7 protein-coding genes and 1 pseudogene are annotated in these 8,802 nt (G+C 67.0%); 2 read left to right on the top strand and 6 right to left on the bottom strand.

Annotated elements, in window-relative coordinates; genetic code table 11:
• The first annotated feature begins 107 nt into the window (after positions 1 to 107).
• On the top strand, positions 108 to 452 hold the full coding sequence (locus Q9R26_RS17875) for an Lsr2 family protein (RefSeq protein ID WP_311228094.1): 345 nt from the start codon (positions 108 to 110) through the stop codon (positions 450 to 452).
• A gap of 120 nt (positions 453 to 572) precedes the next feature.
• On the opposite strand, the gene Q9R26_RS17870 is transcribed toward Q9R26_RS17875, so the two are convergent.
• The 6 genes and pseudogenes from Q9R26_RS17870 to Q9R26_RS17850 all read right to left on the bottom strand — a co-directional run bounded on the left by Q9R26_RS17870 (position 573) and on the right by Q9R26_RS17850 (position 7,006).
• Complete coding sequence (locus Q9R26_RS17870) at positions 573 to 1,793, bottom strand: acyl-CoA dehydrogenase family protein (RefSeq protein ID WP_311228093.1); 1,221 nt, start codon at positions 1,791 to 1,793, stop codon at positions 573 to 575.
• Complete coding sequence (locus tag Q9R26_RS18665; protein ID WP_396136844.1) at positions 1,790 to 2,533, bottom strand: ABC transporter ATP-binding protein; 744 nt, start codon at positions 2,531 to 2,533, stop codon at positions 1,790 to 1,792. Before Q9R26_RS18665 ends, Q9R26_RS17870 begins: the two co-directional genes overlap by 4 nt.
• A gap of 177 nt (positions 2,534 to 2,710) precedes the next feature.
• Positions 2,711 to 3,502, bottom strand: a pseudogene (locus Q9R26_RS18660) (ATP-binding cassette domain-containing protein); the annotation flags it as partial.
• Positions 3,499 to 4,407 carry an ABC transporter permease gene (locus Q9R26_RS17860; protein ID WP_311228091.1) on the bottom strand — a complete coding sequence of 303 codons (909 nt, stop codon included), beginning with the start codon at positions 4,405 to 4,407 and terminating at the stop codon, positions 3,499 to 3,501. The pseudogene Q9R26_RS18660 and the gene Q9R26_RS17860, both read right to left, overlap by 4 nt.
• Positions 4,404 to 5,342 carry an ABC transporter permease gene (locus Q9R26_RS17855; protein WP_311228090.1) on the bottom strand — a complete coding sequence of 313 codons (939 nt, stop codon included), beginning with the start codon at positions 5,340 to 5,342 and terminating at the stop codon, positions 4,404 to 4,406. Before Q9R26_RS17855 ends, Q9R26_RS17860 begins: the two co-directional genes overlap by 4 nt.
• On the bottom strand, positions 5,342 to 7,006 hold the full coding sequence (locus Q9R26_RS17850; RefSeq protein WP_311228089.1) for an ABC transporter substrate-binding protein: 1,665 nt from the start codon (positions 7,004 to 7,006) through the stop codon (positions 5,342 to 5,344). Before Q9R26_RS17850 ends, Q9R26_RS17855 begins: the two co-directional genes overlap by 1 nt.
• Positions 7,007 to 7,126: 120 nt before the next feature.
• Between Q9R26_RS17850 and Q9R26_RS17845 the strand changes: the two genes are divergently transcribed.
• Positions 7,127 to 8,494 (top strand): NtaA/DmoA family FMN-dependent monooxygenase, encoded by a 1,368-nt coding sequence (locus Q9R26_RS17845; protein WP_396136843.1) that lies wholly within the window; start codon positions 7,127 to 7,129, stop codon positions 8,492 to 8,494.
• The last annotated feature ends 308 nt before the right edge of the window (positions 8,495 to 8,802 follow it).

Here is an 8,802-nt window from a genome sequence, read left to right as displayed (position 1 = left end):
TGCCCAGTCTGCCTGATCGGAAGATTCAACGAGGACTCAAGAATGCGTATTAGGGGTTTCGCTATGCCAAGGTGGATGTGTTCCCCTCGAGCGAAAGGCGACCTCCCATGGCGCAGAAAGTCACCACGCACCTCGTCGACGATCTCACCGGCGACACCATCGAAGACGGCGCGGGCCGCACCGTCGCGTTCGGCTTCGATGGCGCCCACTACGAAATCGACCTCACTGACGACAACGTCGACGCGCTCCGCGAAGCGTTCTCCGACTACGTCGCCGCCGCCCGGAAGGTCAGCGGCCGCTCCGGGCGCGCGGGCGCCACCACCAGCCCGAAGCGCGGCAACTCGGAAGAGCTCGCGAAGATCCGCGAGTGGGCGAACGCGAACGGCCACGAGGTCTCCTCGCGCGGCCGCATCAGCCAGGCCGTCCGCGACGCGTACGACGCCGCGCACTGACACCGCTCCCCCACGCGGAACAGCCGGCTACCCCTCGAGGCGGCCGGCTGTTCGTGTCCGCGTCGGTATGTCACTGGTTGAGCAACTCGACGTTTCGTGGCACGTGTTACGGCCGGTGAATCACGCTGACGATGCGGCTTCGCCGGTGGCCCAGAAATAGGTCAGCGAAGCACCATTGAGGAGGTGGTCGCCGATCACTCGTTGCTGAAACACGACTGGATTGTGCGACGACAGTGTCCTGGCGTTCCGCCAATGCCGGTCGAGGGAACGATCACGGTCGGTTGCACTGGCGCCGCCGACGTCAAACAGAGTCGTCACGGCTCGGAGGACCACTTCGACAACCGTGCTCTGCACCGCAATTGTTCGCAGTTCCGCTGCGTCGATCAACGCGCCGAGATCAGCGCCGGTCACACCGTCCACGATTGCGTCGTGTGCGTCATCGATGGCCGCCGCGGCGTTCAGCACGAGGGCCTCCGCGGCGACGGCGTCCGCCGCGATCCGTCCGACCACGGACTGCACGAGCGGGTCGGCTGCTGCTGTCGGGCCGGCGCCGTGCTGGTAGTGGCGGGTCCGGGAGCGGACGAACTTTGCGGCATCACGCGCGGCCGCGGCGCTGACTCCAGCGAGTGAGGCGAGGAGCACTGCCTGCAGGTAGGCCGGGAGAACTGTCCGGCGCTCGGCACGCTCTGGACGGAGTTGCCAGAGTTCGACTCGGACGCCGTTGAACTTTGTTGTACCGCTGCCGGTCAGTCGCTGCCCGAAGCCATTCCAGTCGTCGCGGACTTCCACGCCGGGGTCATCGACGCGTACGGTGACCCCGACGGTGTGCCCGTCGGGTGTGCGTGCGGTGACGGTCGTCCAGTCGGCGAAGATCGTGCCGGTGCTGTAGTGCTTCTCGCCGTGCAGCCGCCAGCCGTCGCCGTCGGGCACGATGTGCGTCGATAAGGATCCGACTGTCGCGGTGGAGCGCTCATGGCTGGCGTTGCCGAACACCTCCCCCGCGGCGATGCGCGTGAGCCACTCGTCACGGCGGACGATGTCGGGCTCGAGGAGCAGTTCCTCGACGAAAGCGAAGTGTGCGCGGAGGAGTTGCGGGAGGTTTGAATCGGCCTCGGCGAGACGGATGAGCAGGGCGAAAAGGTCACTGGCTGATGCGCCGGCTCCGCCGGAGGATGTCGGTACCGTCACGGCGGTGAACCCCGAGTTCGCCAGCCACCTGACTTGCTCGTGCGGCAGGGAGCGGGTCTGCTCGCGCTCCACCGCACCGGCTGCGATTCGCTCGAAGACCGGCGTGAAGCGCTGCAGCAGGGTGCTGCTGTTGGGGAGTGTCGTGGTGGTCATGATGTCTCCTGGAGGTTCCGGTGGACGCTGACGCCGGGGATCGCGTCGAGCAACCCTTGCGTGTAGGGGTCGCGTGGTGAGCGGAACACCTCGTCGGCTGTTCCTTCCTCCACGACGCGGCCGTCGCGAAGCACGAGCACGCGATCGCTGACGTGGTGGATGACACCGAGGTCGTGCGAGATGAACAGCGCGGCGGTGCCATACTCCCGACGGATATCGGCGAGTAGGTCGAGTACCTGCGCCTGGACAGACACATCAAGCGCGCTGACGGCTTCATCGAGGACGAGCACGTCGGGGTCAGTGGCAAGCGCGCGGGCGATCGCGACGCGCTGTCGCTGCCCGCCGGACAGCGTCGACGGGTGTCGCCGTACAAGCGACGCGTCGATTCCGACGCCGGTGAGCAGCTCCTCCACGCGCGCGGTGTCGGAGCGGGCGTCCTCGGGTGTTCCACGGGCGGCGCGCGCTCCAGTGAGCGCCGAACGGATCAACTCGCCCACGGTTCGGCGTGGGTCGAATGACGACAACGGGTCCTGCGACACCATGGCGATCCGCGGCCGATCCGCTCGGCGAGCACGTTCCGACAGTGCCGACCAGGGCCTTCCCTTTAATGTGACGTCCCCCGAGGACGGTGGTGTCAGCGCGAGCGCGATCGCGGCGGTCGTGGATTTCCCGGACCCGGACTCCCCCACGATGCCGAGCGTCTCTCCCGCACGCAGGTCGAACGAGACGTCGTCGACCACGGTCCGAACGATTCGGTCGGGTCCCCGGTAACGCTTGGTCACGTGCGAGACGGACAGCACCAGAGACCCGGGGGCGGGCACCGGTCGTGACGCCGGCCGCGGCGCAAGAGTCGCTCTTGAAGCGTCGGACAGCCGCGTCCCCGGCGCGTGCGCTGAAGGGATCGCTGCGAGCAGCCGCTTCGTGTACGGGTGCTGCGGGTCGCCGAGGACGTGGCCGACCGGTCCCTGCTCGACGACGACCCCGTGCTGCATCACCACGACGTCGTCAGCGAGCTGCTCGACGACGCCGAGGTCGTGGCTGATAAGTACAAGTCCGGTTCCGCCTGCGCGAAGCTCGTCGAGGAGCGCGAGGATCTGCGCCTGCACGGTGGTGTCGAGGGCGGTCGTGGGCTCGTCGGCGATCAGGACGGCGGGGTTGAGGGCGATCGCTGCGGCGATGAGTGCCCGCTGTCGGAGCCCGCCGGACAGTTCCGACGGCAGCTGTCGGGCACGCAGCGCCGGCGACAGCACTCCGACACGCTCGAGCAGGGCGAGTACCTGCTGCTCTCGGACGGATCGGGGCCCAACGCCGTGCGCGCGGAGCGCGTCGGCGACGGAGGCGCCGACTTTCCGGAGCGGATCGAGTGAGACGAGGGCGTCCTGCAGGACGTACCCAACGTCCTTGCCCCGCACCTTCCGCCATGAGCCGTCGGACAGGTTCCGCAGGTCGCGTCCGCCAAGCGACAGAGCCGAAGCGGTCGTCGTCGACGACGGACCGTTGAGGCCGAGCAGCGACTTCGCGGTGACGCTCTTACCGGAGCCGGATTCCCCGACGATCGCTACGCTCCGGCCCGCCTCAAGGGTGAATGAGACGTCCTGCACAACGGTCCTGCCGCCGAAGGCGACGGAGAGGTCCCGGACCTCGACCACGGGGGCGTCCGCTGGGGCGTCCGGAGCCGGGGCGGACGTGCGAACGGAAGACGGGGTCATCGTGGGCCTCCAGGCTGGGTCAGGGTTCGGACGGCGCGGCCAACGGCGGTCAGCGATAGCGCGAGGAGCACGATCACGACGCCCGGCCAGAAGTCGAGCCACCACGCCTGCTGCAGGTAGTTCCGGCCGGCGTTGAGCATCGCGCCCCACTCAGGGGCTGGGGGTTGTACGCCCATGCCGAGGAATCCGAGTGCGGACGCCCAAACGATCGCTTGTCCGATACCGAGCGTGACGAGCACCGTGAGCGGCCGGAACGCGTTGGGCAGCAGCGTCCGGAACAGGACGTGCGCCGCCGAATGCCCGAGCGTGCGTTCGGCCTGTACGTATGCGGCACCGCGGACCGCGAGCACCTGTCCACGCACCATCCGGGCGTATCCCGGAATGGTGGCGATGCCGACGGCGAGGATCTGCGTCCCGGCGCTTGATCCGAAGATGGCGATCAAGATCAGCGCGAGCAGGATCCCCGGGAACGCGTAGAGCACCTCGATGACACGCGTCACGACGGCGTCGACGGCTCGGCCGCCGAGTCCGCCGAGGGCGCCGAGGAGAACGGCCCCGGCGAGGCCGAGCGCGGTCGCGCCCACTCCGATGAGGACCGACTGCCCGGCGCCGTGCACGACGCGCGAGTAGACGTCTCGGCCGGACTGGTCGGTACCGAACACGTGTTGCCAGCTGGGTGCGTCGAAGCTCTTGCCGAGGTCGATGGCGAGCGGGTCCTGCGGTGCGAGCAGGGACGGCCAGAGAGCAGCCACTGTGACGAGCGCGATGAACGCCGCCGCCACCCAGAACGAGATGCGTTGCAACGGGTGGGAGGCCCGCCGCACCGTTCGCAGATCGGGCCTGGCCGACGCCGGATCGGGCTGCAGGGTCGTGGATTCGGTTGGCGCGATCGTTGCTGTGGTCATGCTGCGGCTCCGCTCGTGCTGCGCAGTCGCGGGTCCACCACGACGTATGCGAGGTCGGTGAGGATGTTCGCCACGACGTACACGAGTGCGACGACGAACGTGATGCCGATGACGAGCGGCAGGTCCTGCGCACTCACGGCGGTGACCAGGACCTGCCCGATGCCCTGGCGGGCGAAGACGACCTCGGCGATTACGGCTCCAGAGATCAACGACCCGAGGCCCCAGCCGGACAGCGTCACACCGGGCAGCGCCGCGTGCCGGAGCACATACTTCCCGCGGATTGCACGACCGGACAGACCCCGGCTGCGGGCGGATAGGACGAACGGCTGTTGCTGCTTGTCCTCGAACTCGTCGCGGGTGACCTGCCCGAGGAATCCCGCGAGCGGGATGGCGAGGGTCAGCGCTGGCAGAACGATGCCGAGCACTCCCGAGCCGATCACCGGGAACCAGTGCAGCTGTACTGCAAAGACGAGTAGCAGCACCAGGCCGAGCCAGAACTGCGGGAGGCCTGCGGCGACGGTTTCGACAACGGACCCGAGGCGTCCGATGATGCCCGGCTTGCCGGCGGTGAGGAGCGTCGAGGTGATCGAGAGCACCCACGCGATGACGAGTGCGGACACCGTCAGCGCCAAGGTCGGGCCGATCTGGCCCGCGATGACGGTCGTGACGGACTGCTTCAGCGTGTAGGACTCCCCGAAGTCGAGCCGGAACAACCCGCCGAGGAAGTCGACGTACTGCACCAGGAGCGGCCGGTCGAAGCCGTACTGCTCCGTGACCGCGGCGACGGCTTCTTTCGTGGGGTGCGCAGCAGCACCGCCGAGGATCGCAACCGCCGGGTCACCGGGCACCGCGTGTTCGAGGAAGAACACGATGGTGCCGACAGCGAGGAGTAGGATCACCGCCTCGATGATGCGTCGGGTAACTCGGATGACCATCACTTGCCTCCGTCAATCAGGTAGGCGTCGGAGAGGACCGGCTCGCCCTCACTGGGTTCAATCCACACGCCGCCGACGCGCTCGGAGATGCCGAGGCGGGTCTGAATCGGGTAGAGCGGCAGCGACCAGGCTTTCGACGACAGCAGCGCCTGCGCCTTCGAATACGCAGCCGCCTGCTGCGCGGTGTCGGTCGTCGCCGTGCCCTCGATGAGCAGCCGGTCGAGTTCGTCGTCGTACGCGAACGCCGAGTTCTGCCCGTTGTCGATGTCGTAAGTCGCCTTCGAGTACTTGATGTACATGACGTGCGGGGTTGGGCTGTTCCAGTAGTTTCCGAGCAGGTCGTAAGCCTTTGGGTCACCCCAGACGGCGTTCATCGACGACGAGTCCAGCGCCTGCAGCACGACCTTGATCCCGACGCGTTTCTCCATCGCTTGGATGTCTTGCAGGATCGTGACATCCGCGGGCGGAGTCTCGGCGGAGTCGGCGTTGTACGGCAGCTTCACCGTGAGCGTCTGTCCGTCCTTGGTCCGGTAGCCATCGGCGTCGCGTCCGGTCCAACCGGCCTCGTCCAGCAGTCGCTTCGCCGACGCTGGGTCGTACGGGAAGGGCTCGTGGTACGCCGGGTCGTAGTGCGACGTCCCGGAGGAGACATTGTTGCCCTCGTACGGGAACACACCGTTGTAGGCGCTCTCCACAGCTTCCTTGGCGTCGGAGGCGTGCACGAAGGCCTTTCGCACCCGGATGTCGCTGAAGACGGTGCTCTGCGTGTTGATGTCCAGACTGAACGGCGAACCCGAGTGCACGAACGACTGCAAGTCGATCGTCGGGTCCGACTTCGCCAGCCCTTCGCTCTCCGGTGGCACGTTGAAGATCACGTCCGCCTCCCCGGAACTCAACGCGCCGTACCGGGTCGTGTTGTCCTTCAGGAACTTCCACGTGATCCCATCCAGGTACGCGGGGCCCTGGTGCTTCGCATCGTCCGGCGCGCTGTTGTAGTGGTCGTTCCGGACCAGCTCAACGTCCCGCTCGTGGTTCCATTTCGCGACCTTGAACGGTCCGGTCCCGACCGGTGACTCGCAATTCGCCGCAAGCCCGCGCGCCATGGCCTTCGGGGACTCCATGCCGAAGAACGCCTGCGATAGCGCGGCCAAGAGCGGCGAGTACGGCCGCTTCAGGGACACCCGGACGACGTGGTCACTGATCGCGGTGGCGCGGTCGAAGTACCCGCTCAGGTACAGCAGGTCGGTCGATGACTGCGTCGCCGGATCGAGGATCTGGGTGAAGTTGTCCACCACCGCTTGGGCATCGAACGGGGTGCCGTCGGTGAACTGCACGTTCGGCTTCAGCGTGAAGTCGTACTGCTTGCCATCGGCGGAGATCTTCCAGCTCGACGCAAGCCACGGCTTCACCGACCCGTCCTTCTGCAACGACACGAGCGAGTCCAAGTACTGCCTGGCGATGTAGGTCTGCGGCATGTCGCCGGAGTTGTGCGGGTCAAGGCAGGTCGGTTCCCGGTCGGTGGCGTACACAAGCGTGCCGCCACGCACCGGACCGCTATCGCGTGTCGCCGCCGTCGAAGCGCCACTGCACCCGGTTATCACCGCGACGACGGCGACGGTCGAGATGACCGCAAAAGCGGAGCGCAAACCATGGGTGCGTGTCATGAGAGGCGACAGTAAGGGCGGCACAATCCGGGCACCAGGTGTCGTGCAACGCGCGGCAACGCAACGACACACATCGTCACGGGACTCCGCGGAAAACCTGCGGTGCCTAACCTCGGCGGCATGCCGAAGCGACTCCTGCTCAACCTGTTCGAGATGAACTGCGTCGGGCACATCACCCACGGTCTCTGGCGGCTCCCCGGCAACAACCGCCACCGGTACACCGACATTCGGTACTGGACCGAGCTTGCCCGCACCGCCGAAGCAGCACAGTTCGACGCGATCTTCATCGCCGACGTTCTCGGCGCCTACGACGTGTATGGCGGCTCCGCCGCGCCGACACTTCGGGAGGGGCTGCAGATCCCAAACAACGACCCAATGCTGGTCGTGCCAGCGATGGCCGCGGTCACCGAACACCTCGGATTCGGTATCACCTTCTCGACCAGCTACGAGCCGCCCTTCGCGTTCGCCCGTCGGATGTCGACCCTCGACCACTTGACCAACGGCCGGGTGGGCTGGAACGTTGTCACGAGCTACCTCCCGAACGCTGCCCGGAACTTTGGGCTCGCCGACGAGATCCCGCACGACACCCGGTACGAGATCGCCGACGAATACCTCGACGTCCTCTACAAACTTTGGGAAGGCTCTTGGGAAGACGACGCCGTCGTGCGCGACGCGGAGCGCGGGGTCTACACCGACCCGGACAAGGTGCACACCATCGACCACGTCGGCGAGCACTTCCGAGTTGCCGGACCACACCTCTCCGAACCCTCGCCGCAGCGCACCCCCACGCTCTTCCTTGCGACCGGATCACCCGCCGGCATCGCGCGCGCGGGCACGCACGCCGAAGTCGTCTTCACCGGCGGTCACGGAGTCCAGCAAACCGCCGACGCCGTACGTGACGCGGCGGAAGCCGCTGGACGCGACCGCGACGACGTAAAATTCGTCACCCAGGCGGCCGTCATCACCGCTCCGACGCAGCGGGAGGTCGACGAGAAGGTCGCGCAGTACCGGGCGTTCCAAAGCGAGGAAGGTCCCCTGATCCACGGCAGCATCCCGTTCAACGCACTCCGCCACCCGAGAAACCGCACCGTCCGTGACGCACTCGAGGCCGAGGGAGTCGAAGGCGGCGAACGGCTCGTCGGCCGGGTAGCGCTCGACGCCACCGTCGGTGAACTGCTCGACCGAGTGAACGAAGCGTGGCACGGCGCATTCTGGGCCGCCGGTGTACCAGAGGCGGTCACCGAGCAGATCGAGGGGTGGCTCGACGATGACGGCCTCGACGGCATCAACCTCCGCCAATACCACTCGTTCGACACCGTGCGGGACTTCGGAACATACGTCACACCGCTCCTGCAGGAGCGTGGACGACTACCCGAGCGCTACAGCACGGGCGAAACTCTCCGGCAGCGTATCCAGGGCGGCGGGCCCTCCCAGCTACCCAACCGACACCCGGCTGCACGACGCCGCACGAGCGCAGTCGACGCGTAGTCGGTATGGGTCACGTCTTCGGTCCTCCGGCATCGAATCCCAAGCGACGCCTTCGATGTCGCGCACTGACGCCGCTCCCCCGAGCAGACCAGCCAGCGACCATCTAGGTGGCCGGCTGTTCTCCTTCGCGCCGATGGGGCGCAGTTATGTCAGCGGACATCAGTAGGGCAGGTATCGAAGCAAGCCCTCTTAACCACCTAGTGCCCAGTCAGCGGGAAGTCGGCCGCGATCATTCTCAATGCCCTAGTCTCCCCAGGGACGAGCGCGCACCGTGGCCCCTTCTGGGGAGTCCCTTCGTGGCTTTGGTC

It is taken from the genome of Curtobacterium sp. BRB10 (genome assembly GCF_031844325.1).
Lineage (GTDB): Bacteria > Actinomycetota > Actinomycetes > Actinomycetales > Microbacteriaceae > Curtobacterium > Curtobacterium poinsettiae_A.
Note: the sequence above shows the minus strand (reverse complement) of the source record. Positions and strands in the feature narration are given on the sequence as shown.